Origin of the sequence: Burkholderia sp. MSMB1078WGS (genome assembly GCF_001528895.1) — a bacterium.
In the GTDB taxonomy this organism is placed as follows: domain Bacteria; phylum Pseudomonadota; class Gammaproteobacteria; order Burkholderiales; family Burkholderiaceae; genus Burkholderia.
Window position 1 is genome coordinate 12,813 of record NZ_LPDI01000031.1, and the last position, 24,450, is coordinate 37,262.

27 protein-coding genes are annotated in these 24,450 nt (G+C 68.9%); 4 read left to right on the plus strand and 23 right to left on the minus strand.

All coding sequences use genetic code 11. The features are described from left to right. Window positions 1–90 precede the first annotated feature (90 nt). From WT24_RS06775 to WT24_RS06825, 11 genes are all read right to left on the minus strand, one after another. Entirely contained in the window at window positions 91–3,117 is a 3,027-nt protein-coding gene (locus WT24_RS06775; RefSeq protein ID WP_060032197.1) for a type III restriction-modification system endonuclease, read from the minus strand. Next, window positions 3,117–5,135, minus strand: a complete 2,019-nt coding sequence (locus WT24_RS06780; RefSeq protein ID WP_060032199.1) for a site-specific DNA-methyltransferase — start codon at window positions 5,133–5,135, stop codon at window positions 3,117–3,119. The genes WT24_RS06775 and WT24_RS06780 overlap by 1 nt, the downstream gene beginning before the upstream one ends. Window positions 5,136–5,519: 384 nt before the next feature. Continuing rightward, on the minus strand, window positions 5,520–6,302 hold the full coding sequence (gene fliR / locus WT24_RS06785) for a flagellar biosynthetic protein FliR (RefSeq protein ID WP_060032201.1): 783 nt from the start codon (window positions 6,300–6,302) through the stop codon (window positions 5,520–5,522). 22 nt (window positions 6,303–6,324) lie between these two features. Then, on the minus strand, window positions 6,325–6,597 hold the full coding sequence (gene fliQ, locus WT24_RS06790; protein WP_006401718.1) for a flagellar biosynthesis protein FliQ: 273 nt from the start codon (window positions 6,595–6,597) through the stop codon (window positions 6,325–6,327). Window positions 6,598–6,614: 17 nt separating this feature from the next. Next, entirely contained in the window at window positions 6,615–7,376 is a 762-nt protein-coding gene (gene fliP / locus WT24_RS06795) for a flagellar type III secretion system pore protein FliP (protein WP_059503093.1), read from the minus strand. Window positions 7,377–7,412: 36 nt separating this feature from the next. After that, window positions 7,413–7,988 carry a flagellar biosynthetic protein FliO gene (fliO, locus tag WT24_RS06800; RefSeq protein ID WP_059503094.1) on the minus strand — a complete coding sequence of 192 codons (576 nt, stop codon included), beginning with the start codon at window positions 7,986–7,988 and terminating at the stop codon, window positions 7,413–7,415. Then, the gene (gene fliN / locus WT24_RS06805) at window positions 7,985–8,473 is read right to left on the minus strand and encodes a flagellar motor switch protein FliN (protein ID WP_034209688.1); all 489 of its coding nucleotides are present in this window, start codon (window positions 8,471–8,473) and stop codon (window positions 7,985–7,987) included. The genes fliO and fliN overlap by 4 nt, the downstream gene beginning before the upstream one ends. Next, window positions 8,466–9,464, minus strand: a complete 999-nt coding sequence (gene fliM, locus WT24_RS06810; RefSeq protein WP_034209687.1) for a flagellar motor switch protein FliM — start codon at window positions 9,462–9,464, stop codon at window positions 8,466–8,468. The genes fliN and fliM overlap by 8 nt, the downstream gene beginning before the upstream one ends. 22 nt (window positions 9,465–9,486) lie before the next feature. Beyond that, window positions 9,487–9,987, minus strand: a complete 501-nt coding sequence (gene fliL / locus WT24_RS06815) for a flagellar basal body-associated protein FliL (protein ID WP_095211793.1) — start codon at window positions 9,985–9,987, stop codon at window positions 9,487–9,489. A gap of 259 nt (window positions 9,988–10,246) precedes the next feature. Then, complete coding sequence (locus tag WT24_RS06820) at window positions 10,247–10,969, minus strand: LrgB family protein (protein ID WP_059503099.1); 723 nt, start codon at window positions 10,967–10,969, stop codon at window positions 10,247–10,249. Between the two features lie 13 nt (window positions 10,970–10,982). Beyond that, on the minus strand, window positions 10,983–11,456 hold the full coding sequence (locus tag WT24_RS06825; RefSeq protein WP_059503374.1) for a CidA/LrgA family protein: 474 nt from the start codon (window positions 11,454–11,456) through the stop codon (window positions 10,983–10,985). 141 nt (window positions 11,457–11,597) lie between these two features. On the opposite strand from WT24_RS06825, the gene WT24_RS06830 reads away from it, so the two are divergent. After that, window positions 11,598–12,524: a LysR family transcriptional regulator gene (locus WT24_RS06830; protein WP_059503101.1), complete on the plus strand. Its 927-nt coding sequence runs from the start codon at window positions 11,598–11,600 to the stop codon at window positions 12,522–12,524. Between the two features lie 24 nt (window positions 12,525–12,548). Here WT24_RS06830 and WT24_RS06835 read toward each other — a convergent pair whose 3' ends face one another. From WT24_RS06835 to WT24_RS06850, 4 genes are all read right to left on the minus strand, one after another. After that, the gene (locus WT24_RS06835; protein WP_059790447.1) at window positions 12,549–12,935 is read right to left on the minus strand and encodes a type II toxin-antitoxin system VapC family toxin; all 387 of its coding nucleotides are present in this window, start codon (window positions 12,933–12,935) and stop codon (window positions 12,549–12,551) included. Further along, entirely contained in the window at window positions 12,932–13,180 is a 249-nt protein-coding gene (locus WT24_RS06840; protein WP_060032203.1) for a type II toxin-antitoxin system Phd/YefM family antitoxin, read from the minus strand. The genes WT24_RS06835 and WT24_RS06840 overlap by 4 nt, the downstream gene beginning before the upstream one ends. Before the next feature lie 97 nt (window positions 13,181–13,277). Continuing rightward, window positions 13,278–14,840: a DHA2 family efflux MFS transporter permease subunit gene (locus WT24_RS06845; RefSeq protein ID WP_059503107.1), complete on the minus strand. Its 1,563-nt coding sequence runs from the start codon at window positions 14,838–14,840 to the stop codon at window positions 13,278–13,280. 178 nt (window positions 14,841–15,018) lie between these two features. Further along, entirely contained in the window at window positions 15,019–15,507 is a 489-nt protein-coding gene (locus WT24_RS06850) for a MarR family winged helix-turn-helix transcriptional regulator (protein WP_059503109.1), read from the minus strand. Window positions 15,508–15,681: 174 nt separating this feature from the next. Between WT24_RS06850 and WT24_RS06855 the strand changes: the two genes are divergently transcribed. Beyond that, window positions 15,682–15,966 carry a multidrug ABC transporter ATPase gene (locus WT24_RS06855; protein WP_082725042.1) on the plus strand — a complete coding sequence of 95 codons (285 nt, stop codon included), beginning with the start codon at window positions 15,682–15,684 and terminating at the stop codon, window positions 15,964–15,966. Window positions 15,967–16,262: 296 nt separating this feature from the next. Beyond that, complete coding sequence (locus tag WT24_RS06860; RefSeq protein WP_060032205.1) at window positions 16,263–17,834, plus strand: efflux transporter outer membrane subunit; 1,572 nt, start codon at window positions 16,263–16,265, stop codon at window positions 17,832–17,834. Between the two features lie 25 nt (window positions 17,835–17,859). Here WT24_RS06860 and WT24_RS06865 read toward each other — a convergent pair whose 3' ends face one another. Genes WT24_RS06865 through gspG form a run of 8 tightly spaced genes read right to left on the minus strand, consistent with a single transcriptional unit; the run spans window position 17,860 to window position 23,838 of the window. Beyond that, a complete protein-coding gene (locus WT24_RS06865) occupies window positions 17,860–18,648 on the minus strand; it encodes a type II secretion system protein N (protein WP_060032235.1) in 789 nt (262 codons plus the stop codon). Between the two features lie 36 nt (window positions 18,649–18,684). Further along, a complete protein-coding gene (gspM, locus tag WT24_RS06870; protein WP_059503378.1) occupies window positions 18,685–19,191 on the minus strand; it encodes a type II secretion system protein GspM in 507 nt (168 codons plus the stop codon). Then, on the minus strand, window positions 19,188–20,558 hold the full coding sequence (gene gspL / locus WT24_RS06875; RefSeq protein ID WP_060032208.1) for a type II secretion system protein GspL: 1,371 nt from the start codon (window positions 20,556–20,558) through the stop codon (window positions 19,188–19,190). Before gspL ends, gspM begins: the two co-directional genes overlap by 4 nt. Window positions 20,559–20,584: 26 nt before the next feature. Then, window positions 20,585–21,694: a type II secretion system minor pseudopilin GspK gene (gene gspK / locus WT24_RS06880; RefSeq protein WP_059503380.1), complete on the minus strand. Its 1,110-nt coding sequence runs from the start codon at window positions 21,692–21,694 to the stop codon at window positions 20,585–20,587. A 2-nt stretch (window positions 21,695–21,696) separates the two neighbouring features. Then, the gene (locus WT24_RS06885) at window positions 21,697–22,395 is read right to left on the minus strand and encodes a type II secretion system protein J (RefSeq protein ID WP_095211794.1); all 699 of its coding nucleotides are present in this window, start codon (window positions 22,393–22,395) and stop codon (window positions 21,697–21,699) included. Then, a complete protein-coding gene (gene gspI / locus WT24_RS06890; RefSeq protein WP_082741823.1) occupies window positions 22,373–22,780 on the minus strand; it encodes a type II secretion system minor pseudopilin GspI in 408 nt (135 codons plus the stop codon). Before gspI ends, WT24_RS06885 begins: the two co-directional genes overlap by 23 nt. Beyond that, on the minus strand, window positions 22,777–23,346 hold the full coding sequence (locus WT24_RS06895; RefSeq protein WP_059503120.1) for a GspH/FimT family pseudopilin: 570 nt from the start codon (window positions 23,344–23,346) through the stop codon (window positions 22,777–22,779). Before WT24_RS06895 ends, gspI begins: the two co-directional genes overlap by 4 nt. 39 nt (window positions 23,347–23,385) lie before the next feature. Then, window positions 23,386–23,838, minus strand: a complete 453-nt coding sequence (gspG, locus tag WT24_RS06900; RefSeq protein ID WP_027783126.1) for a type II secretion system major pseudopilin GspG — start codon at window positions 23,836–23,838, stop codon at window positions 23,386–23,388. A 176-nt stretch (window positions 23,839–24,014) separates the two neighbouring features. Here gspG and WT24_RS06905 point away from each other — a divergent pair, with 176 nt between their 5' ends. Next, a complete protein-coding gene (locus tag WT24_RS06905) occupies window positions 24,015–24,425 on the plus strand; it encodes a type II secretion system protein N (RefSeq protein WP_034209671.1) in 411 nt (136 codons plus the stop codon). The last annotated feature ends 25 nt before the right edge of the window (window positions 24,426–24,450 follow it).

Below are 24,450 nucleotides of genomic sequence, written 5' to 3' on the forward strand. Positions count from 1 at the left end.
TGACGGAGGGGGCGATGCGCGGGTACCCGGCACGATCGATAACGGCCGGGCCATGCCGATAAAAAGGGCGGCTCGTCGCCGCCCTTCGTGTCACCGCCCCGCGCCCGCCGGCGGCGCCGCAGGTTCGAACAGCGCATCCGGCTGCCCGACGCGCACGAAGCGCGCCGCGCCGTCGCCATCGGTCAGCGCACGGAAATGCGCTTCGCCGCACGCGAGCTTCGCGCGCTCGTGCTCGCTCGGCACGTGGCCGTCGGCATTCGGCGTATCGACGACGAAGTACAGCCGCTCGCCGCCGTCCTGTTCCGCGAGCACGGCCCAGTCCGGATGGTAGCTGCCGAGCGGCGTCTGCACGCGGAACCACGCCGGCAGCTTCGCGTAGAGCTTCACGCCGTCGTGCGCTTCGAGCGCATCGGCGAACGCGCGCTCGGCGTCCGTCTCGCATACGACCGCTTCGTGGATCGACTTGCGCGCGTCCAGCCGCAGATTGCGCAGGTAACCGGTCAGCGCTTCGCTCTCGAACGATTCGAGCGCATGCACGTGGCGCTCGCCGAGCTTGCGGTACGCGATGCCCGCGACGAGCGCGAGCCGCTTGCAGCGATTGATCGCGTCGGCCGCCACCGCAATGAACTGCTGCGGATTCACGCGGAAATCGTCGAGCCGGCCGCTGTCGGCGAGGATCGTCGCGAGCGAACGGCGCGTGAGCTGCGTCCGGTCCTGCAACTCGGTGAGCAGGTCGGGCAGCGGCAACTCGCCTTCGTCGAGCAGCACCGTGCCGGCGCCGGCCACCTCGATCGCCTCGATGCCGGCCTTGCCGATGTCGATCTCGGCCTTGCGCCACTGCAGCCGCGCCCGGGCGATGTCCGGCGCGGCGCGCAACGCGGCCGTGCAGTCGCGCACCAGCTTCGCGTTGTCGAACTCGACGCGGTACACGGTGCGATGGCGGATGCGATCCCACAGCGCGCGGAAATCCTCGCCGAACACGACGGCCTTGCCCGACGCATCGCGCCGCAACGCGATCGCGCGGCGCTCGTCGGCGTTGCGCACCGCGAAGCGGCCCGACAGCTTGCGCAGCGTCGCGACGATCGGCGCACGCAGTCGCTCGAACGCGTCCGGCAGCACGAGCGCGCTCTGGCGCAGCGCATCCTTCAGCCGGTCGAGCACCTTGCCCTGCGCGTCGACGTAGCCCTGTTCGTGCAGATGGTTCCACAGCACGCGCGACAGCTCGACGCCGAGCGCATGCGCGGGGCCGCCGTCTTCCTGCACCGGCAGCGCCGCGAACTGGTGCTCCTCGACGATCCCGAAACGAATGCCGGTATCGGCCTCGATTTCCTTTTGCAGGTTCTCCGCGAACGACTCGTAGCGCTCGGTCGCGATCACGGTGAGCGTGTTCACGCCCGGGTCGCGCACGCGCTCGCCGTCCTGGTCGACGGCGAGGCGCAGCCCGCGGCCGAGCGTCTGGCGGCGTTCGCGCTCGGTCTGGATGTCGCGCAGCGTGCAGATCTGGAACACGTTCGGGTTGTCCCAGCCTTCCTTGAGCGCCGAGTGCGAGAAGATGAACTTCAGCGGCGTGTCGAACGACAGCAGCGCTTCCTTCTCGCGCATGATGAGGCCGTACGCGCGCTCCGCGTTCTCGCGGGCCGCCGCGCTGCTCTCGCTCGTGTCGGTCCAGCCGCCCTTGCGGTCGATCGAGAAGTAGCCGTTGTGCGCACGCTCGACTTCGACGGCCACGTCGACGCCGTCGAACAGCGCACGGTAAGCCGGCACGCGCGCCGCGCGCGCATATTCCTCTTCGAAGATCAGCGCGTAGTCGCCCTTCACGGGCATCCCGTTTTCGTCGTAGCGGCGATAGCGCTCGACCGAATCGACGAAGAACAGCGACAGCACCTTCACGCCGCGCTCGGCGAGGCGCAGCTCCTTGTCGAGATGCTCGCGGATCGTGCGGCGGATCATCTCGCGCTGCACGGCAAGCGTGTCGATGTCGCCGAACGCCTCGCCGAGCGACAGGAACGCCTCGCCTTCCGGATGACGCAGTTCGACGTACTCGGCGCCCTTGACCGCATGCACTTCGCCGATCCGCAACCCCGCGTACAGCGCGCGCCTGGTCAGGCGCTCGAGATCGTCGCCGTCGGTGGCCGACACGATCTGGCGTTTCACGCCCGCGGCCGTCGCGACGTCGAGCTCGAGGCGCGCGCTGATCGCGCCGCGCCGGTTCGACACGCCGACGAGCCGCACGTACGGCTTGTTGTGCGCATCCTCGACGATCGCCGACGCGATCTCGATCTGCTTGACGAGCTTGCGCTCGTACGCGTCGACCGCGTCGAGCCGGTACACCATGTGGTGGCGGTCGACGTGCGTGGCCGAATAGCGCAGCGTGCAGAGCGGCGCCATCGCGGCGAGCGCTTCGCGACCGCGCCCCTCGAGGCCGCCGTCGACGCTTTGCGGTTCGTCGACGATCACGATCGGCCGCGTCGCGCGGATCAGGTCGATCGGTTTCTCGCCGCCGGTCTTCTCGCTGTCCTTGTAGAGGTTGTTGATCTCTTTCTTGTTGATCGCGGCGACCGTCATCACCATGATCTGGATCGCCGCGCTCGCCGCGAAGTGGCGCACCTGGCCGAGCTTCGCGGAGTCGTACAGGAAGTAGTCGTACGGCACGCCCGCGTACAGCGCGCGGAAGTGCTCCTCGGTGATCGACAAAGTCTTGTGCACGCCTTCCTTGATCGCGATCGACGGCACGACGATCACGAATTTCGTGAAGCCGTAGCGGCGGTTCAGCTCGAAGATCGTGCGCAGGTACACGTAGGTCTTGCCGGTGCCCGTCTCCATCTCGACGGTGAAGTCGCGCGAGCCGGGCAGGCCGGACGGCGGCAGTCCGCCGCGCAACTGCACGTCGGCGAGATTGCGCGCGAGTGCGTCGTCGGTCAGCGACAGCCGGTTGCCGACGCCTTGCTCCGATACGGCGAAGCCGAGCGAGCCTTGAGCTGCGGCCGTCGTGCCGGGCGCGGCGTTCGCGAGCACGCTGAAGTCGCCGCGATACGATTCCTGCCCGCGAAACAGGTCGCAGACGGCGTCGATCGCCTCGCGCTGGTAGTCGAGATCCGCCTCGAAATGCAGCCGCATCACAGGCTCCGCACGCGCTTCACGCCGTGCTGTTCGAGCAGCGCGGCGAGATTGAGCTTCGCGACGTCGTCGACGAAGCCGCTGTCGCGGAACAGGCACGTGACGTCGCGCGACGCGCCGGTCGCATCGAGCAGGTCGACGATGCCGTCGGCGAGCGGGCCTGCGTCGTCGCGCGAGATGCGCGCGTCGAAGCACGCGACGATCGCGCGGCCGATCAGGTGCACCGTCTTGCCGGCCACCGGGTGATGCTCGACCGGCGTGCACAGGTCGAGGCCGAGCTTCAGCGTCAGCTCGGCGAGCAGGTCGTCCTCGGTGCGGCCGGTCTTCACGTGTTCGACGGACGCGAACAGCGCATGGTCGAAGTCGTCGCGGCGCGGGTCCCACTCGATCACGTTGGTCGTGTCGAGCCGATACACGCGAAAGCCGAGGTCGCCATAGCTTTCCGGATAGTCGCGCGCGACCTGCTGCGCGGCGCGGCGCAGGCGTTCCTTCGTGATTTCCGCGAGCGTGAGCGGCTTCTTCAGCTTCGCGCAGAAATCGGCGGCCGCGGCTTGCGTCTTGTCGCGGCGGTCGAGCGCCTCGGGCAGTTGCACGAGGATGTAGCGGCGCGCGCCGCCGTCGGTCGCATTCACCTGCATCACCGCGTGGCCGGTCGAGCCCGAGCCGGCGAAACAGTCGAGCACGATGTCGTCGCCGCGCGTGCACCAGCCGATCACGGCCGCCGCGAAGTCGACCGGCTTCGGCAGGTCGAACGGGATGCCGAGCGACTTCAGCAGCGCGTCGTCGGAGCCCGCGAAAGGCAGCACCGACGGCACGTTCTCGTACATGTTCTCGTCGAGGTAGTAGATCCGCTGCGGCTGCGTGGTTTCATCCGGGCCGAATTCGATCTGGCCGCGCTCGAGCAATGCCTGCATCGTCGCGGGCGGGTTGCGCCAGCCGCGCGCCGGCATCGCGCAGGGCTTGCCGGTGACCGGGTGGATCAGCGGCGTGAAATATTCGTCCGGCGCCTTCTTCTTGTTCGGCCACGCCATCGACACGAGGCGGTACACGCGGCCTTCCGCCGACAGCCGGTCGTACATCACCTCGCCGCCGGACAGGTTGGTCTGCGCCTTCAGCCACGCGCGGTACGCCTTCTGCGCGTCCTTCGGGTTGCCGCTTCGGTACACAGCGTCGTGCGCGGCGTCGAGCATGCGCTGCGCGTTGCGCTTCGGGCGCTTGAGCGGCGCCCGTTCGAGCAGCGTCTCGGCGTTGCGTGCGAACAGCACCAGCGATTCGTGCTGGTACGCGACGCCGCGCGCGTCGCCCTTCGGGTTGCGCTTGTCCCACACGGCCACGCCGAGCTCGTTTTCCTCGCCGAAGATCTCGCGCAGCATCAGCACCAGCGCATGCACTTCGTGCTCGTCGATGTGCACGGCGATCAGCCCTTCGTCGGACAGCAGCGCGTGCGCGAGCTTCAGGCGCGGATACATCATGTTCAGCCAGTCGGTGTGGAACCGGCCGTTCGCCTCGGTATTGGTGCTGCGCTTCACGCCGGCTTCGGTCTGGCCGGTCATCGCCAGGTAGTGGCGGATGCTGTCGCTGAAGTCGTCCGGATAGACGAAATCGCTGCCGGTGTTGTACGGCGGGTCGATGTAGACGAGCTTCACCTTGCCCGCGTAGCTCTTGTGCAGCAGCTTCATCACGTCGAGGTTGTCGCCCTCGATCACGAGATGGCGCGTGTCGTCCCATGCGACGCTGTCGTCGGGGCAGGGGCGCAGCGTGCCCGTCGACGGCGTGAGCGCGGCCTGGCGCGCGCTGCGCTTGCCGTGCCAGTGGAAGCCGTAGCGCTCGTCGGCGTCGCCGACCGTGCGTTCGCCGACCAGCGCCTTCAGCACGTCGACGTCGACCGACGCGCCGTCCGGGCCTTCGGTCACGAGTTCGGGGAACAGCGCCTTCAGGCGCGCGACGTTGTCCGCGGTGAAATCCGTCGACATCGCCTGCGGGCTGGCCGCATCGAGTTTCTGCATCGTCTTTTCCATCGGAGCCCGGCCGCGCGCGCCAGGACGTCGGGCGCGCTCACGGCACCGGCGGCAATGGCCGCCCGGGCAAACCCGAAACGCTAGCGAGTCGGTCGGCGCAGGTCAAGCGCCGATATGGGTCGAGCGTGCGCCCATCGGCCGCGATCGCCCGCCGGACGGGCCGCGGGCGGGTTCGGGCCGGTTGCCGCCCGGCCGGCCGACGGCCGTTGCGCAGGCGTCCGGCGGCCATCCGGCAAGAAGGAAAAAAGGGCACGGTCGGCGCAAAGCGCCGGCGTGTTCGGTAGCCGGCCGGTTCTGGCGCTTGCCGCTTGCCGCTATCCCATTGGGTGCGCCGCCACCATTCCGGCCGAGTCGTCTCCCGGCGACTGAAGTCCGCGCAGCCCGTCAGCGCCAGCCGATCAGCACGCGCCCCATCGCATCGAGCCCCATGTCGAACAGGTGCGACACGAACGGCACGAGGTTGGGCACCATCAGTTGCACGAGCAACAGCCCGACGAGCATCGTCACCGGAAAGCCGACCTGGAACACGCCGATCTGCGGCGCCGCGCGGTTCAGGATGCCGAGCGCGAGGTTCGCGATCAGCAGCGCCGCGACCACCGGCAGTGCGAGCAGCAGCCCCATCTCGACCACGGTCGCGCCGAACGCGGCGAGCGTGCGCCAGCCCGGCGCGTGCAGCAGGTCGCCCGACACCGGCAGCGACTGGAACGACGCGGCGAGCGCCGCGAACACCTGCAGGTGGCCGTCCACCGCGAGGAACGCGAGCATCGCGATCGCATTCAGGAAGCGGCCCATCGCCGGTGTCGCGCCGCTCGTGTGCGGATCGAAGAAGGTCGCGAAGCCGAGGCCCATCGACAGCCCGATGAAGTCGCCGGCCGCCTCGACGGCCGCGAACACGAGCTGCATCGTGAAGCCCATCGCGACGCCGATCAGGAATTGCGTGACGAGGATCCAGATGCCCGGCGCGGAGAACACGGTGACGTCCGGCATCGCGCCGAGCGTCGGCGCGACGACCAGCGCCATGAACGCGGCCAGGCCGATCTTCGCGCGCACCGGCACCGCCGCGTGGCCGACGACGGGCGCCGTCGCGACGAGCGCGAGCATCCGCACGAACGGCCACAGGAACGCGGTGAGCCAGCCGTTGAGCTGCGCGTAGGTAACCGAGAACATCGCCGCCGGCGCTGTGCGCGGCTCAGCCGGCGCCGAGCGTCGCGACGTGCAGCAGCGTCTGCCGCAGGTAGTCGAGCATCGTCGTCAGCATCCACGGGCCGGCGATCACGAGTGTCGCGGCGACCGCGAGCAGCTTCGGGATGAACGACAGCGTCGCTTCGTTGATCTGCGTCGCGGCCTGGAACAGGCTCACGACGAGGCCGACCGCGAGCGCGACCAGTAGCAGCGGGGCCGCGAGCAGCAGGCCGACCATCATCGCCTGGTGCGCGAGCGTCATCACTTGTTCGGGTGTCATCGCGCGTGTTCCTCCGCTTAACTGAAGCTCTGCGCGAGCGAGCCGATCAGCAGTTGCCAGCCGTCGACCAGCACGAACAGCATCAGCTTGAACGGCAGCGACACGGTGGACGGCGACACCATCATCATCCCCATCGACATCAGCACGCTCGCGACGACCATGTCGATGATCAGGAACGGGATGAACACCGTGAAGCCGATCTGGAAGCCGGTCTTCAGCTCGCTCGTGACGAACGCGGGCACCAGCAGCGACAGCGGCACGTCCTCGGGGCCCTGCATCGGCGCGGCCTTCGAGATCTTCGCGAACAGCGCGAGATCGGTCTCGCGGGTCTGCTTCAGCATGAAGGTCTTGAACGGCGCGACGCCGCGCTGCACAGCCTGCTCCATCGGCATCGAGCCGTCGGAGAACGGCTTGTAGCCGTCGTTGTACGCCCGGTCGAGCACCGGCGACATCACGAAGAAGGTGAGGAACATCGCGAGGCCGACGAGCACCTGGTTCGGCGGCGTGGTCGCGGTGCCGAGCGCCTGGCGCAGCAGCGACAGCACGATGATGATGCGCGTGAAGCTCGTCATCATCAGCAGCATCGCCGGCAGGAACGACAGCATCGTGAGCAGCAGCATCGTCTGCACGCTCAGCGAATAGGTGGTGCCGCCGTGCGGGCCCGGGCTCGCGTTGAACGCGGGCAGGCCGTTCGCCTGCGCGCAGGCAAGCGCGGGCGCGAGACAGAGGATCAGCACGGGCGCGACGCGCGCCGCGCGCCGCAGGAATGCGTGTTTCATCGGAATGCGAGGTCGGAAAGAGGGCGCGGCGCCATGTCAGCGGTCCTTGCCGCGACCGAGGCGTTTCGCGGCTTCGCCCGCGAGCGCGTCGCGAAACCGCGAGCCGAACGTGCCGGGCAGGCCGGCGTCGGACGCATCGCCGCCCGCGGCCGCGTCGGCCGGGGCCGAACCCGCGGTCGCGGCGGCCGCCGTCGAACCGGCCGGCAGCGTATGCAGCAGGCGCACGTTGCCCGGCGCGACGCCGAGCACGAGCCAGGTGTCGCCGATCTCGACGATCGTCGCGCTTTCCTTCGCGCCGAGCCCGACGCTCGACACGACCTTCAGCGGGCCGCCGCGCCGTGCGGGCTGGAAGCCGAAGCGGCGGGCTAGCCATGCGCACGCGAACACGAGGCCGATCACGACCGCGAGCCCGACGAGCGTCTGCAGCACCGCGCCGATGCCGAGCGACGGCGCGGCCGAACCGACCGTCACGCTCGACGCGATCGAACCGGCGTGGTTCACCGCGTTCATGTCGGCGGCGCCGGCCGGCGCGCACGCGAGCGCCGCGACGGCGGCCAGCGCCGGCGCCGCAATCGCGCCGCATGCGCGCTGGCCGGGCATCGCGACGTTCATCGATTCAGCTTCCGGATGCGTTCGGCCGGTGTGATGATGTCGGTCAGGCGGATGCCGAACTTGTCGTTGACGACCACGACCTCGCCCTGCGCGATCAGGCAGCCGTTCACGAGCACGTCCATCGGCTCGCCGGCCATGCCGTCGAGCTCGACGACCGAGCCCTGCGCGAGCTGCAGCAGGTTGCGGATCGCGATCTTCGTGCGGCCGAGCTCCACGGTCATCTTGACCGGGATGTCGAGGATCATCTCGATGTCGTTGTGCGTCGAGTTCGCCGCGGCCTTCGACAGCGGCTGGAACACGCCGGCGCCCGTGGCCCCCGCCTGCACCGGCTGCTGGTTCTGCTCGGCAAGCGCGGCCGCCCAGTCGTCCATGCCCGGATCCTCGTCGGCCGCGGCCGGCGCCTGCGCGTCGGCGGCCGACGCCGCGAGGGCCGCATCGGCCATCGCCTGCATGTCGTCGTCGGGCGTCTGGTTCAGCTCACTCATATCCACCTTCCTTCATCGAATCGCTCGCGCCGATCATCTTCTGCACGCGCAACGCATATTGACCATTGAAAATTCCGTAGCCGCATTCCATCACCGGCACGCCGTCGACCTTCGCGGTGATCGTGTCCTCGATCTCCAGCGGCAGCACGTCGCCCGCGCGCAGATTCAGGATCTTCTCGAACGTCGACGGGATCTCGGCCAGATTGGCGGTCAGCTCGACCTCGGCGGCCTGCACCTGCTGCGACAGCACGCGCACCCAGCGGCGGTCGACTTCGAGCGCCTCGCCCTGGATCGGCGAACTGAGCACGTCGCGGATCGGCTCGATCATCGAGTACGGCATGCAGATGTGCAGCGTGCCGCCCGTCGGCCCGAATTCGATCGAGAACTGCGTGACGATCACGATCTCGTTCGGCGTCGCGACGTTCGCGAACTGCGTGTGCATTTCCGAGCGCACGAATTCGAACTGCAGCGGCCGCACGCTTTTCCATGCGGTCGTGTAGTGCTCGAACACGAGGTTCAGCAGCTTGCCGATGATCCGCTGCTCGGTGGCCGTGAAATCGCGGCCCTCGACGCGCGTGTGGAAGCGCCCGTCGCCGCCGAACAGGTTGTCGACGACGAAGAACACGAGGTTCGGGTCGAACACGAACAGCGACGTGCCGCGCAGCGGCTTCACGTGCACCAGGTTCAGGTTCGTCGGAATCGGCAGGTTGCGGGTGAATTCGCTGTACTTCTGCACCTTCACCTGGCTGACGGAGATTTCCGCCGTGCGCCGCATGAAGTTGAAGATGCCGATCCGCAACAGGCGCGCGAAACGGTCGTTGATGATCTCGAGGCCGGGCATCCGGCCGCGGACGATGCGCTCCTGCGTCGCGATGTTGTAGGGGCGGACGCCCGACGTGTCGCGCTGCTCGTCGACCGCATCGGTTTCGCCCGTGACGCCCTTGAGGAGGGCATCGACCTCCTCCTGGGACATGAACTCCTGGTGACCCATACGCGCTCCTTTCGCGGCCGCGTTACTGGACGACGAACTCGGTGAACAGGACGTCGTCGACCTTCGCGCGCTGGTTGCCCGGCTGCGTCGGCTGCTCGATCAGATCCCGCAGCTCGTTCGCGAGCGAACGTTTGCCGTCCGGCGTCGCGAGTTCCTCGGGATGCTTGTTCGACAGTGCGAGCAGGATCCGGCTGCGGATTTCCGGCATCCGCGCGGTCAGTTGTTCCTGCGCCTTCGGGTCGGTGAGCTTCAGCGACAGGCCGACGCGCAGGTAGTGCTGCGCGCCGTCGTCGGACTGCAGGTTCACGGTCAGCGGGTCGAGCGCGAAAAACGTCGGCGCGGCGAGCGGCGCCGGCTCGGCGGGCGCGCTCGCATGGCCGACGCCTGCCTTGCTCAGGAACACGTACATGCCGCCGGCGGCGGCGGCAGCCGCGCCCAGCGCGATGACGGCGATGAGCGCGATGCGCTTGATCTTGCCGGACGAAGCCGGCTTGTCGGCGGTCGGGGTTGCGGTCGTGGCCATGTGAATGCGTGCGTGATGTCTCGTAGCATGCATTGTTCGGCATCCGGGCCGAAGCCGATGGGCGGAAAAGAGGGGGGAATTGCGGCTATCTCAGCCGATTGTCCCGACGGTCGGCCGGGTGTCGGCTCGACGCCGGGCAGCAACGGCGGGAAAACGAGCAACGGGGCGAGGGTAGAGTGCGGCGGGCGGGAACCGGGCACGCCGGACGGAGCGAGCGGGCGCGACGGCAAGGCGGGCGGCGGCGCCCGCCCGTGCATCGTCAGATCGGCAGCAGCGTGAGCAGCGGCGCGATCAACACCATCGCGACGCCCGCGATCATCATCGTCAGGCTCGACACGACGCCTTCCTCGCTGCCGATCTCGCGCGCCTTCGCGGTGCCCACGCCGTGGGCGGCCGCGCCGAACAGCGCGCCGCGCGCGAGCCGGGTGCGCATCGGCACGAGCGCCAGTACCAGTTCGCCGAGCAGCATCCCGCAGATGCCGGTCGCGATCACGAAGAGGGCGGTGAGATCCTTCGGCGCGTGGATCTTGTCCGACACGGCGAGCGCGAACGGCGTCGACACCGAGCGCGTCATCAGCGAGCGCTGCAGCTCGGGCGACAGGTGCAGCAGCTTCGCGAGCAGCAGCGACCCGCATACGCCCGCGGCGATCCCGACCGCGACGCCGACCGACAGCGACAGCCAGTGGCGGCGGATCAGCTCGCGATACTCGTAGATCGGCACCGCGAACGCGATCGTCGCCGGGCCGAGCAGCCACATCAGCCAGCGCGTGTCGCGGAAATAGACCGAATACGGGATGCCGGTCAGCAGCACGAGCAGCACCAGCACGCCGGGCACGAACACGAGCGGCGAGAACAGCAGCGTCTTCTTGTACGCATAGAGCCGCTTCGACGCGAAATACAGCACGACCGTCAGCACGAAGCAGCCGACGGAGATCGCGGTATTCACGCGATCGGCGGGCAGGTTCGACAGCGCGGCGAGCATGGGCGGCTCCGGCTCAGTGAGCGACGGCGCTCAGGCGCGTACGGCGGCGCTCGGCGAATACGCGCTGCGCGGCGAGCCGGCGTTCGAGCTTCGCGGCGAGATCGACCGCCACGGCCACCGCGACCATCACGAACGCGGTGCCGGCGAGCATCACCAGCGCGATGCGCCAGCCGTCCTCGCGGAACAGCCCGCCGTACTGCACCGCCGCGACGGCGGCCGGCACGAAGAACAGCAGCATGTCGGACAGCAGCCAGTTCGCGCCGTCCTTCACCCACGCCGGTGCGACGCGGCCCGAGAACAGCAGCACGAGCAGCACCGCGAGGCCGATCACGCCGGACGGAATCGGCAGCCCGACCTTGCGCACGGCCCAATCGACCGCCATCCACAGCACGCCGAGCGCGGCGGCCTGCAGCACGATCCGGCCCGTGTGCGCGAGGCTGCCCGAAGCGGCGGGGCGGGCGGCAGCAGTGGCGGTCGGCTTGTTCATGACGGGCTCCATACGGATGTTTCTGTCGATGGCGTCAGTATAGGGTTTCCCCTAACCATAAATAAAATGACTTGTCTCTATCCTTATCATTCCAATTCGGAATTCGTTTTGATGTTGCCGCACCAATCTGGGGAGTGATCGATGGAATTGCGCGCGCTGCGGTACTTCGTCGAGGTGGTTCGCCAGCAGAGCTTCACCGCGGCGGCCGACAAGCTGTTCGTCACGCAGCCGACCATCAGCAAGATGGTGAAGGCGCTGGAAGACGAGATCGGTTCGCCGCTCCTGCTGCGCGACGGCCGGCAGATGGTGCTGACCGACGCCGGGCGGATCGTGTTCCAGCGCGGCCAGGACGTGCTCGCCGCGCAGGCGCAGCTGCAATCGGAGCTGAACGATCTCGGCACGCTCGGACGCGGCGAGCTGACCATCGGCATTCCGCCGCTCGGCGGTTCGCTGTTCACGCCGATCATCGCCGCATACAAGCAGCGCTATCCGAACATCGAGCTGAAGCTGTTCGAGCAAGGCGCGCGGATGATCGAAGCCGCGCTGACGTCGGGCGAGCTGGAACTCGGCGGGCTGCTCGAGCCGGTCGATCCCGGCACGTTCGAGCGGCTGCCGATGGTGCGCGCGCCGCTGTGGCTCGTCGCGCCGCGCGAATCGCGCTGGGAGGAGCACGCGGCCGTGCCGCTCGCCGATCTCGCACGCGAATCGTTCGTGTTCTATGCGGAAAGCCTCGCGCTGCACGATGCGGTGCTCGATGCGTGCCGGCAGGCCGGCTTCACGCCGTCGATCGTGAGCCGCAGCGGCCACTGGGATTTCATGGCCGCGCTCGTGCATGCGGGCGTCGGTATCGCGCTGCTGCCCGAGCCGTATTGCCGGCGGCTCGACGCGGGCCAGTTCACGTGCCGGCCGATCGTCGAGCCGGAAATCACGTGGGCGATCGCGCTCGGCTGGCTGAAGAAAGGCTATCTGTCGCACGCGGCGCGGGCATGGCTCGACGTCGCGCGGGCGACGCTGCCGCTCGCGGCGGGCGACGATCTGGCGTTCGGGGGGTTGCGGGCGAGGGATTGAGGGTCGCGCTCAGGCTCGGCGCGATCAGACGTGCCGAATCGGGCCCGGATACCGGGCAAGCGTATGGTCGTGCGTGAGCAACGTGACGCCTTCCGAAATCGCCTGAGCAATCAGGACCCGATCAAAAGGATCACGATGCACTGCCGGCAGTTGTTCCACGGCGAGAACATGCTCGCTCGTGATCGGCAATTCGACGTAGCCGGCGTCGAGCAGATTGCGACGCAGCACGTGCGGATCGACTTGAAAATCATTGCGGTCGAGCCTGCGCTTGATCACGATCTCCCACAGACTTGCGACGCTGAACAACAGGGTATAGGCGGGATCCTCGATGAGCGTGCGGGCACGATCCGGCAATTCGGTCGCGTCCGCCGCCGCCCAAAGGATCAGGTGTGTATCGAGCAACAGTTTCACGCGTCGCCCTCGAACAGCTTCGGGATGGCCTCGTCGCCCATCGTGTCGAAGTCGGGCGGCACGACGATCTGCCCCTTCATGAAGCCGATCCGCGCCGGCTGGGGCGCCTCGGGCGCATCGATCGGCACGACCTTGACGAGCGGCTTGCCGGCCTTAGCGATCACGAATGGTTCACCCGCATGAACTGCCTCGTCAATCAGACGCGACAGGTTCGTCTTCGCGTCATGCATGTTGTAGGTCTGCATGGCATCCCTCAAATAAACTAAGTTCAATTGATATATTAGCTTAGTTTATATGGGGTCTGCCCGCAAGACCGCGGTCGCCTGCATACAGGACTGGCCGTCAATGCCCCATCGCCGGCCCCGCGCCCTTCTTCGGCTTCGTGATCCACACGAGTGCCGCGAGCGCGATGAACATCACCGCCGACAGATGGAAGAAGTCGTTGGTCGCCATCATGAAGCCCTGCTGCGTGACGAGCTGGTTGAGTTGCGCATTGGCCGTCTGCCCGACGATGCCGAGCTGCGCGAGCGCGCCCTGGTAGTCGGTCGTGTTCTGCGCGTAGACGCTCACCGATTCCGACAGCCGCGCATGATGGTAGATCGCGTCGTTCTCCCAGAACGTCGAGCTGGCCGCGGTGCCGATCGCGCCGGACAGCGTGCGCAGGAAGTTCGACAGCCCCGACGCGCTCGCGAGCCGTTCGTCGGAGATGCTCGACAGCGTGATCGTCGTCATCGGCACGAAGAAACACGCGACGCCGATACCCTGCACGAGCCGCGGCAGGATCACGTGGTTGAACGGCACGTCGAGCGTGAACGTCGCGTTCCACATCGACACGCCCGCGAACACGATGAACGCGAAGCTCGCGACCATCCGCAGGTCGAGCCGGTGCATGTTGCGGCCGATCAGCGGCGACAGCACGAGCGCGAGCAGCCCGACCGGCGCGGTCGCGAGGCCGGCCTTGCCGGCCGTGTAGCCCATCACCGTCTGCAGCCACAGCGGGAAGATCACGACCGAGCCGAAGAACGCCATGAAGCCGAACGAGATGATCAGCGCGCCGAGCGCGAAGTTGCGGTCCTTGAAGAGCGTGAGGTCGACCACCGGCTCCTTCTCGGTCGCCTCCCACACGAGCATGAACGCGAGCGACACGACCGCGATCAGCGCGAGCGCGACGATGAACGACGAGTTGAACCAGTCGCGGTCCTTGCCGAGGTCGAGCATCATCTGCAGACACGACACGCCGATCACGAGCAGCGCGAGGCCGATCGCGTCGATCCGCTGCTTCGACGTCTTCGTTTCGCGGCCGCGCAGCAGGAAGTACGCGCAGGTCGCCGAGAACACGCCGATCGGCAGGTTGATGTAGAAGATCCACGGCCACGTGTAGTTGTCGCTGATCCAGCCGCCCAACAACGGGCCGAAGATCGGCGCGACGATCACCGTCATCGCCCATAGCCCGAGCGCGAGCCCGCGTTTCGCGGGCGGGTAGCTGCGCATCAGGATCGTCTGCGACAGCGGCACCATCGGCCCCGACACGAGGCCCTGCACCAGCCGGAACGCGATCAGCGTCTCGAAGTTGGTCGCGAGGCCGCACAGCGCCGACGCGATCGTGAACGCGAGCACGGACAGCGTGAACAGCCGCACTTCGCCGACCCGCCGCGCGAGCCAGCCGGTGAGCGGCACCGCGATCGCGGACGCGACCGAGTACGACGAAATCACCCACGTGCCCTCGCTCGTCGCGACGCCGAGGCTGCCCGAGATGGTCGGCACCGCGACGTTCGCGATCGACGTGTCGAGCACTTCCATGAAGGTGCCGAGCGCGAGCCCGACGGTCAGCAGCGCGAGCGCGCCGCCGGTCAGCGGTGCCGGTTCGGCAGCGGGGGAGGGGGCGGATGCCGTGGTGGCGGACATCGGAATCTCCTAGACGCGGCGCGCGTGACGCGCCGGCACAACGCACGGACGCGCGACGCAGCGCGGCCCGGCCGGGTGGAATGAAAAAGGGGAAAAGCGGAGCGCGTGCCTCGTCATCTTCTGCCCAGACAGAGAAATAAGCGAACGTTTAACTGAGACATGAGAGGCTCCGCACGCATCAGCAGTCGGCTTCGTCAGGCTTCGGGCAGCCGGTCGAGCCGAGCCCGTTGGCGATGAAGCGCTGCAGCAGGCCGGTGAGCGTCGCGAGTTCGTCGGCCGAGAAGCCTTCGAGCTGCGCGTTGAGCACGGTCGCGACCAGCGACGGCAGCGCGCGGGCGGCTTCGATGCCGCGCTCGGTCAGCGTCAGCTCGATCATCCGGCGATCCTGCTCGCTGCGCGTGCGTGCGATCAACCCCTTGCGTTCGAGCCGGTCGAGCATGCGCGTCATCGACCCGCTGTCGTACGACATCTTGCGCGACAGTTCGAACGGCGTGCGTGCGTAGCCGCGCGACAGCAGCAGGATCACGCCGATCTGCTGCGCGGTGAGGTCGAGCGGCTCGAGCGCACGATCCATCCGCTCGACGAGCGCCTGCTTCGCCTTCGACAGGTAATAGCCGAGGCTCGTTTCCAGCGCGATGTTCTCGGGATCGTAGAGGCCGCCGGTCATACGATTGCGCGCGCAGCAATAGTGCGTTTCGGGTTAAAACGCGTCCAGTATCTTGAAAAATGATTGCTTAGTCAATATTATTTGAGTCAACCAGTTACGACGTGCATGTTGCACTGCCGGAGACTATGTTCTGACCGATTGGCCCGCGCTGCCGGGCACCCGAGGATGTTCGCGATGCTGTTCCTGAAAAATGCCGCCGGCGCGCTGCGCCGCAACCTGACCGATACCGCTCATCATGTGTTTTCCGGGCCGCACCGCGGCTGGAAAATCGCGCTGTACGTGACGATGCTGGTCGTGCCTGGCGGCTCGCTCGCGGCGCTCGGGTTCGCGTGGTTCGATCATCGCCGGCAGCGCAACGCGAAGGGCGGTGCCCGCCGCACGAGCCAGCCGGCCGCGACGGAGCCGTCGACATGGCGGGCCGCCGCCGAACCCGTCCCGGCGCCCGTGCGCTGCCACTGACGCCGCACCGCTTCCGCGCGCCACCCTATCCCGCCCGATTCCGGTCTGTCTGATCGCCGGCCGCGTCACGCGCGGCCGGCGTCGTACGCCCATTTGCCCACCTGCCGTCCCGCAAGCAAGCCGTAATAGCCGGTAACCCGGCAGGCCGCGCCGGTAACACATCCGGGCCGCCGCGCACCGTACCCTTAGGGCTGCGCAGCTTTCTCGCCGTCAGTTACCATTTGTCCGCCAGCGGCATGACGACCGCATCGCGCGGCGCCGCTCGCCGGCCGCCACGCCCAGACAGGAAAACCACCATGCCGTACGCTTCCCTCCCGCGCGCCGTTCGCCCGCTGAGCGCCGCCGTCGCCATTGCGACGGCCGTGCTGCTCGCCGGCTGCGCCGTCGGGCCCGACTATCACCGGCCCGACACGTCGATCCCCGCCGCCTTCAAGGAAGCGCCGGCCGGCTGGAAAGTCGCGCAGCCCGCCGATCGCGCCGACCGCGGCGCGTGGTGGACGGTCTACAACGATCCGCAGCTCGATGCGCTGATCGGCAAGCTCAACGCGTCGAACCAGACCATCGCGCAATCGGCGGCCGCCTACCGGCAGGCGCGCGCGCTCGTCACCGAGGCGCGCGCCGCGTATTTCCCGACCGTCGGGCTAAGCGCATCGGGCTCGCGTGCGCGGACGCCGCGCACGTCGCTGTCGTCGGGCTCGTCGTCGAATTTCGGCAGCGGATCGACGGGGTCGATCAACAACAGCTACAGCATCGGCCTCGACGCCAGCTGGGAACCCGACCTGTGGGGCAAGGTGAGCCGCACCGTCAGCGCGCAGCGCGCCGGCGAAGCGGCCGCCGCGGCCGATCTCGCGAACGCGCGGCTGTCGCAGCAGGCGCTGCTCGCGCAGACCTATTTCCAGTTGCGCACGTCCGATGCGCTGCAAAAGCTGCTCGACGACACCGTGAAGTCGTACGAACGGTCGCTGCAGCTCACGCAGAACCAGTACGCGCAGGGTGTCGCCGCGCGCGCGGACGTGATCCAGGCGCAGACGCAGTTGCAGAGCGCGCAGGCCGCGCAGATCGACAACGGCGTCGCCCGCGCGCAGTACGAGCATGCGATCGCGACGCTGATCGGCGAGCCGGCGTCGACTTTCTCGCTGCCGGCGGCCCCGCTCGCCGCCGAGCCGCCGATCACGCCGGTCGACGTGCCGTCCGCGATCCTCGAGCGCCGGCCCGACGTCGCGGCGGCCGAGCGCCGCGCGGCGGCCGCGAACGAGCAGATCGGCGTCGCGATCGCTGCATTCTTCCCCACCCTGACGCTGTCGGCCAGCGGCGGCTTCCAGAGCTCGGTGTGGTCGCAGCTGTTCACGCTGCCGGCGCGCTTCTGGACAGTCGGCCCGCAGCTCGCGGCCACGCTGTTCGATGCGGGCCTGCGCGCCGCGCAGACCGACGCCGCGCGCGCGACCTACGACCAGGACGTCGCCGCCTATCGCCTCGCGGTGCTCACCGCGTTCCAGGACGTCGAGGACAACCTCGCGTCGCAGCGCATCCTCGCGCAGGAAATCGACGTGCAGCGGCAGGCCGTCGACAGCGCCGAGCACGCGCTCGCGATCGTCACGAACCAGTACAAGGCCGGCACGGTCGCGTACCTGAACGTGCTGACCGCGCAGACCACCGCGTTTACCGCGCAGCAAAAGCTCGCGACGATCGCCGGGCAGCGGATGGTGTCGTCGGTGGGGCTCGTGAAGGCGCTCGGCGGCGGCTGGAACGTAGCGGAGATGGCGCGCGAGAACGGCGACATGGCGGCGCCGGCGCCTTTGCCGGCGTCCGGTGCGGCCGCGCCCGCGGCCACCGCACCGTCGGCGGCCGCGCAGCTCGCGCAGAAGTAGGAAGGGAAGCGGCTGACGCGCGCGTTCAGCGCTGCGCGTCGCCGAAGATCAGCGACACCTGGTTGTTGCCGATCGGATGCCCGAGCAGGTTCAGCAGCCCGGCGAGGTTCGCCTGCTGCTCGGGCGCCGCATGCGCGGTCCCGCGGAACGATCCCTGACCGGGGCCGAAGCTGCCGTGCCCGTCGAGGAACAGCGGGCCCTGCGTCGTCGACAGATCGAGATCGGCGCCCGTGCCCTTCGCCTGCAATACCGCCCGGTACGAACCGAGCGGCTTCACGCGCGACACGCGCGAACTCATCGAATCGATCGTCACCGTCAACTGGCCGAACGCGTTGTTGCCGATGAGCCGCCAGTCGCTCCAGCCGAGCCGCACGTCGCCCTGCAGGTCGAGCGTGTTGAACGGCGTGCCGAGCCCCGCGAGCAGCGACGCGGGCACGGCCATCGTGCCCGCCGACAGCACCGCGCCGCGCCACGTCGCATCGAGCGTGACCGCATCGGGCATCGCTTCCGTCTGCCGCATGCGCATCTGCACGCGCCCGGTCAGCAGCGGCCAGAAGCGCGTGGTCCATTCGACCCGGCCCGGCAGCAGCGTCGCCGCGCTCTGATCGGCGCCCGGCGCGAGCATCAGCGTGCCCGAGCCGTGCCACAGCGATCCGTCCGGATCGACGAGATTCACGTGGCCGCCGGTCGCACGCGCGAACTGCGGCGCGATCCACGCGGCCGGCGCGAGCGCGACGAGCGTCACCGCCGTCGCCAGGCCGCCCGCCAGCACCCACGGCAACACGGCGACGAGCCACCTTGCCCACGGCCGCATCGGCCGGCCTTCGTTTGCCTCATCCACTGCCGTCATCTACTTCTGGACGGAAGGTTGCATCACGGCCGTCAGGTCCACCTGGCCGTCTTCCTTCAGCGCCGTCGCGTGCGCTTCGCCGACCTGCACCTTGAACTGCCGGCGCGCATCGTCGAGCCACTGGGTCCATGCCGGGAACGACACGTTCTTCATCTGGATCTGCACGCCGTTGCCGACGATCTGCACCTGCGCGCCCTGCAACCCGTGATCGGACAGCGACGCGGTCAGCGCGTCCTTCAGCGCGAGGCCGGTCGGCGCGACGCCCTGCGCGGCGGCCGTCAGCGACTTCGCTTCGTTCGCCTGCGCGGTCATCTGCGCGAGTTCGCGACGCATCGTCGGCAATTCGCGCTGGATCCGGGCGCGGCCTTCCTGCGCGGGCGACCACAGCACCGAATACGCGATCGCGACCGCCAGCACGGCGCCGCCCCAGCCGAGCAGCATCTTCTCGCGCGGCGAGCGCTCACCCCAGAACTGGGTCAGCGTCTGGTTCAGTTGTTCGGTTTTCATGAGCGGCTCCGGATCGTCCATTTGCCCGTGTTGCTGTCGACTTCGCCGGACAGTCCGTTACGCGCGAGGCGTTGCGTGAAATCGGGATCGACCTTGACCTCCGGCTTGAAGCCGACGTCGAGCCGACGGTCGTGATAGTCGAGCGACGCGATGCCGTTCAGCGGCAGCGCGCCCATCGAGCGCGACAAGCCGCTCGACAGCGCGAGGAAATCGTTCGGCGACAGCTCGCCGGCCGCGAGGCGCAGCTGGTCGAGCTGACGCTGCATCTGCGCGGGCGGATCGAGCACGGTGGTCGTCTTCGGGAACGCGGACAGCAGCGTCTCGGTGATCTGCGCGGACAGCGCATCGCGCTCGCGCGACAGCTTCCACCAGTGCAGGTTCATCCCGATCACCGCGACGCCGAGCGTCGCCGCGGCGAGCGCGATCGGCACGCGCAGGCGCTTGAGCGTCGCGCGGTCGAAGCGCCACGGCTGCGATTCGAATTCGAACTGGCACAGATCGAATGGCTCGGTCAGCGCCCGGCGCGCGAACGTGTCGAACGACAGCGGCGCGGCGCCCGGCAGCAGCGGGCCGTCGGTGCGGCCGACCGATGCGAGCCGCGGCTCCGCGCCCGGTTCGCCGAGTTCGTACAGTTCGATGTCGCCGCCGCCGGCGAGCGCGGCCAGCGTGCCGGCCGCGCGCGACGCGGGCGCCGCGAAGCCTTCGCCGAGCGCGCCGCGCGCGACGGCCAGCTCGAGGCGCGGCGCACCGGCCGCCGCCGGCAGCGCGCCGGCTTCGACGAGCGCCGGTTCGACCGCCGTCGCGAGCCCGAGCACCGCGGCGACCGTCGTCGGGCGGACAGGCGGCTCGGCCGCGGCGAGCGGAGCGGTGTCGATGGCCTCGTCGTCGGCCGCCGGCGCGACGGATGCCGTTTCGGCCGGCGCGCGCGGCGCCGGCAGGCAGCGGGTCGCGGGCACCGCGCTCAGGTGCCGGTGGCCGGCCGCCGTGAACGCATCGCAGATCGTGCGGAACCACGCGCGATCGACGACGGCCAGCACGCGGCGCCCGTCCGGCAGCGCGGCCGGGTCGAGCGCGATGTGGCAGCCGAGCGGATCCTGGATCAGCTGATCCTCGACGATGTTGGGCAGCGCCTGGCGCAGCTTCGGCCCCTTCAGCGGCGGCACGGTCGCGGCCAGCAGCAGCACGTCGCGCGCGGCGACGATCAGCACCGTCGCGTTCGCCCGCGGCAGCAGCGCCAGCGCGGCGCGGCCGGCGCGCTGCACCTGGCCGGCCTTGTCGACGAGCATGAACGGCAGCTCGGGCCACTGCCATTCCTGCAACGGCACGGCAGGCTCGCGCGGCGGCAAAGAAACAATCAACGTGCTCACAAGAGCTCCTCTCCCGATTGGCGTCGTTATAGCTGGTCGCGGATGCGCACGACCCGCGTCGAGTGCGTGGTCGGATCACGATACACGAGCGAGGTGCGGTCGACCTCCGCGCGTTCGTGCTGGATCCGGCCGTGCACGATGAAATAGCTCGAATTGACGTCGACGAGGCTCGAGTCGATCGTCACGTTCGGCGGCGCGCCGGCGCCGCGCAGCGCGAGCTGCACGTCGCCGACGTTCCGGAAAAACACCGTCTCGCGGCGCGACACGAGCGCCTGCGCGGACGACACGCTCATGCCCGGCATCAGCGCCGCGATCACTTCGGCCGGCGCGGTGTTCATGTTCACGGGCGTCGTGGTCGGCAGCACGGTGACGAACGGGCGCAGCCGCGCGACCATCTCGGGCGTCACGCCGTCGACGTCGAGCAGGCTGTCCACGCGCGTCATCATCAGCGGCGCGGGCCCGCGGTCCCCGCCGGCCATCCCGGGATCGTCGGTGAAGCCGCTGCCCTGCATGTCGCCGCTCGTCACCGGTGCGGTCGCGGCATTCGCGGCGGTCGCGCCGCCGCCGGGCAGGTTCGGCATCTGGAACCGCGTGGCCGAATGCAGCAGGCCCGCGCGCACCTGGAGCGCGATGCGCTTCGCGAACGCGCTGTCGTAGCCGAGCGTCGTCAGCAGGCGCTGGAACGCCTGCATCTGCGTGACGTTCAACTGCAGCACGCCGGGCGCCGGCGACGACACGAGGTTGCGCAGGTTGAACTTCGCCTGCGCGTCCTCGATCGAGCCGGAGATATAGGTGTCTTCGCCGCCGCCATCGTTGGGCGAGCCGATCCGGCCGAGGAAATCCGACAGTTTCGTTTTCGCGATCGGCACGCCCCAGATCCCGCCGAGATACGTGATGCCGGGCGCCGTATCGCCTTCGGAGCGCAGGATCATCCGGGTCCAGTCGAGCGCGCCGCGCGCGACCCACTGCGCCTGCGCGATCGTGCGCTGGTTCTCGATGCGGCGGATCTGCACCTGCTGGCGCCACAGCATCCCCGACACGAGGATCGCCGACAGCGCGACCACGAGCAGCGCGGTGATGATCGCGGCGCCGCGCTGGCGGCGGGCGGGCATTCGGCGGGCAGGGCGCGCACGCATCGTCATTCCCCGACGAGGAAGATGCGCGTGACCGGCACGCGCAGCGACGTCGCGCCGATGCTGACCTGCAGCCCGGTCACCGCACGCGCGGGCGGTGCGTTGCCGATCTGCGGCACCTTGAGCGCGTCGTTGTTCTGCGCGAGCGCTTCGTCGGCCGTCTGCAGGTTGGTGGTCCAGCCCACGCGCGGCACGTACAGCTTCGCGTCGATCGCGCCGACGCCGCCCATCAGCGCGACCCAGCTCCAGCCTTCGACGCTGCTGTCCTTCAGCAGGGTGCGCAGCCGGTTCGTGTCGTCGATCGGCGGCGATGCATAGCGCACGACCCGGCCGCCGGCGATCCGGTAGCGGACCACCTGCAGCCGCGGCGCGACGCCCGGCACGTCGAGTTCGCGCACGATCTGCAGCGTATTGCCGGCGACGCCGATCGCCGGCTGGCCGGCCTCGTCGTCGGTCGCGGCGAGCCGTGCGTCGATGCGCATCTGGTCGAACATCTGCGCGAACACGCGCTCGTCTTCCATCGCGGACGCGACCTTGTCGCGGCCGCGCATGATCTGGTCGAGCCCGCGCCACGCGAGGATCGCGACCACCGCGAGAATCGCGATCGCGATCATCAGCTCGATCAGCGTGAAGCCGCGGGCGGGCCGGGCCGGGGGAGCGGACAGGCGGCGCATCGGCGCGTCAGAGCGGACGGCTGGTTTCATTCGCGACCACCGTCACCATCTGCGCGAGCACGCCGGCGCGACCGGGCATGCTCACCGAAATCCGCACGCGCCGGAACACCGGGTTCGGCGTGGTGCTCACGCGCTGCGTGCAGACGAGCTGCACGTTGCCTTGCGAGCAGTCGAAACTCTGTTCGCCGACCTCCGGCCACGCATGCGTGAGCCGCAACTGCGCGAGCGCGTTGTCGGCGCTCCAGCCGGCGAGCAGCCGGCGATGCAGATCGGACGCGTTGGTCGCCATCGTGCCGACCGCGCGGATCGACGCGGCGAGCGCGACCGCGATGATCGCGAGCGCGACCAGCACCTCGATCATCGTGAAGCCGCGGGATGAAGCAACGGGGGAGGGCAGGCGACGACGCATCGTCATTGCACCTCGTAGCGGCCGTTGCCGGTGCCGACGATCGTCGCGCTGCCGGCGGCCGAATGCAGCGTCACGCGCACCGGCGTGTCGATGCTCTCGGTGCCGAACACGACGCGATTCGCGTGCGTGTCCGAGCCCGGGTAATCGATGTCGGCGCCGGTGACGCCGCCGTCCCAGTCGCGCGGGCGCAGCAGGTCGTCGCGCAGCGTGCGCCAGCCGTCGGGCGAGCTCACGTCGAAACGGAAACCGTGCGCGGTCGGCTGCCACGCGATCGGCCGCGCGCGCACCTGCGCTTCGTCGCCGGCCGTCTCGAACAGCAGCGCGATGCGCTGCGCTTCCTCGCGCAGGTCGGTGCGCGGATTGCGCGTCAGCGACAGCGACGCGAGCGACACGAGCAGCCCCGCGATCACGAGCACGACCAGCATTTCGAGCAGCGTGAAGCCGCGCGCGCGACGCCGCGCCGCGCGGCGCTCCGTCAAGCCGCCATCGGCGCCTGCCGGTACGGACGGCACCGCACCGCGACGCACACGGCGATCGCGGCCGCAGCGGGAGGTCGTGCGAATGGCGAGCATGAAGAGCGGGAATGAAACGTCGGGTCGATCAGCGCCGGCTTATTGCCACGAGCCGATGTCGGAGTCGTTGCTCTCTCCGCCTTCCTTGCCGTCGGCGCCGTAGCTGAACACGTCGATCTCGCCGTGCACGCCCGGGTTCAGGTACTTGTACCCGTTGCCCCACGGATCGTTCGGCAGGCGCTCGAGATAGCCGCCGTCCTTCCAGTTGTTCGGGATCGGATCGGTGGTCGGCTTCTGGATCAGCGCGTTCAGGCCCTGCTCCTGGGTCGGATAGCGGCCGTTGTCCAGACGGTACAGCTTGAGCGCCTGCATGATCGTGCCGATGTCCTGCTTCGCGGCGATGCGGCGCGCCTCGTCCGGACGGCTCATGATCTTCGGCACGATCAGCGCCGCCAGGATCCCGAGGATCGCGACCACCACCATGATCTCGATCAGCGTGAAACCGCGCTGACGACGCACGGCCGCGTTGCGGCGAGTGATCCACGTTTGCATGACTGACTACCTCTTTCCAAAAAAATGTCGTCGATTGAGTGACGCACCCGGCGCACCGGACGGTCGCCTGACAGCAACCTTCCGGACCGGCGGGCGCGGAGCACGCATTGTAAGGCGCGCATCGCCGAGGGCTTTCACCCAACGCAAATTTCATATACATCCGTACAATAGCGCGCATGAACGCGCTCTCGATCCGGATCCTATCCCTCGCCCTCTTCGCGGGTTTGTGCGCGACGGCCACCTACTGGGTCGTCACGCTGTCGGCCCGCGAAGCGCCGCTGCCCGCCGCCGCCGCGCGGCTGCCGATCCGCACCGAGGACGCCGCCGCGCTCTTCGGCGGTCAGCTCGACAAGAATCCCGTCCAGGACATCCACCTGTTCGGCATTCTCGCGCTCGATCACGGCGGCGCGGCGATCGTCGGCATTGGCGGCGAACCGCCGCGCGCCGTGTCGCTCGGCGCGGAAGTCACGCCCGGCGCGAAGCTCGCCGAAGTGCGCCCGCGCTCGATCGTCGTCGACCGCAACGGCGCCCGCGCCGAAATCCAGCTCCCGGCCAACACGCCGTCCCCCGCGATCTACATGCGCTGAACGGCGGCGGCCCGGCAAGCGGGCC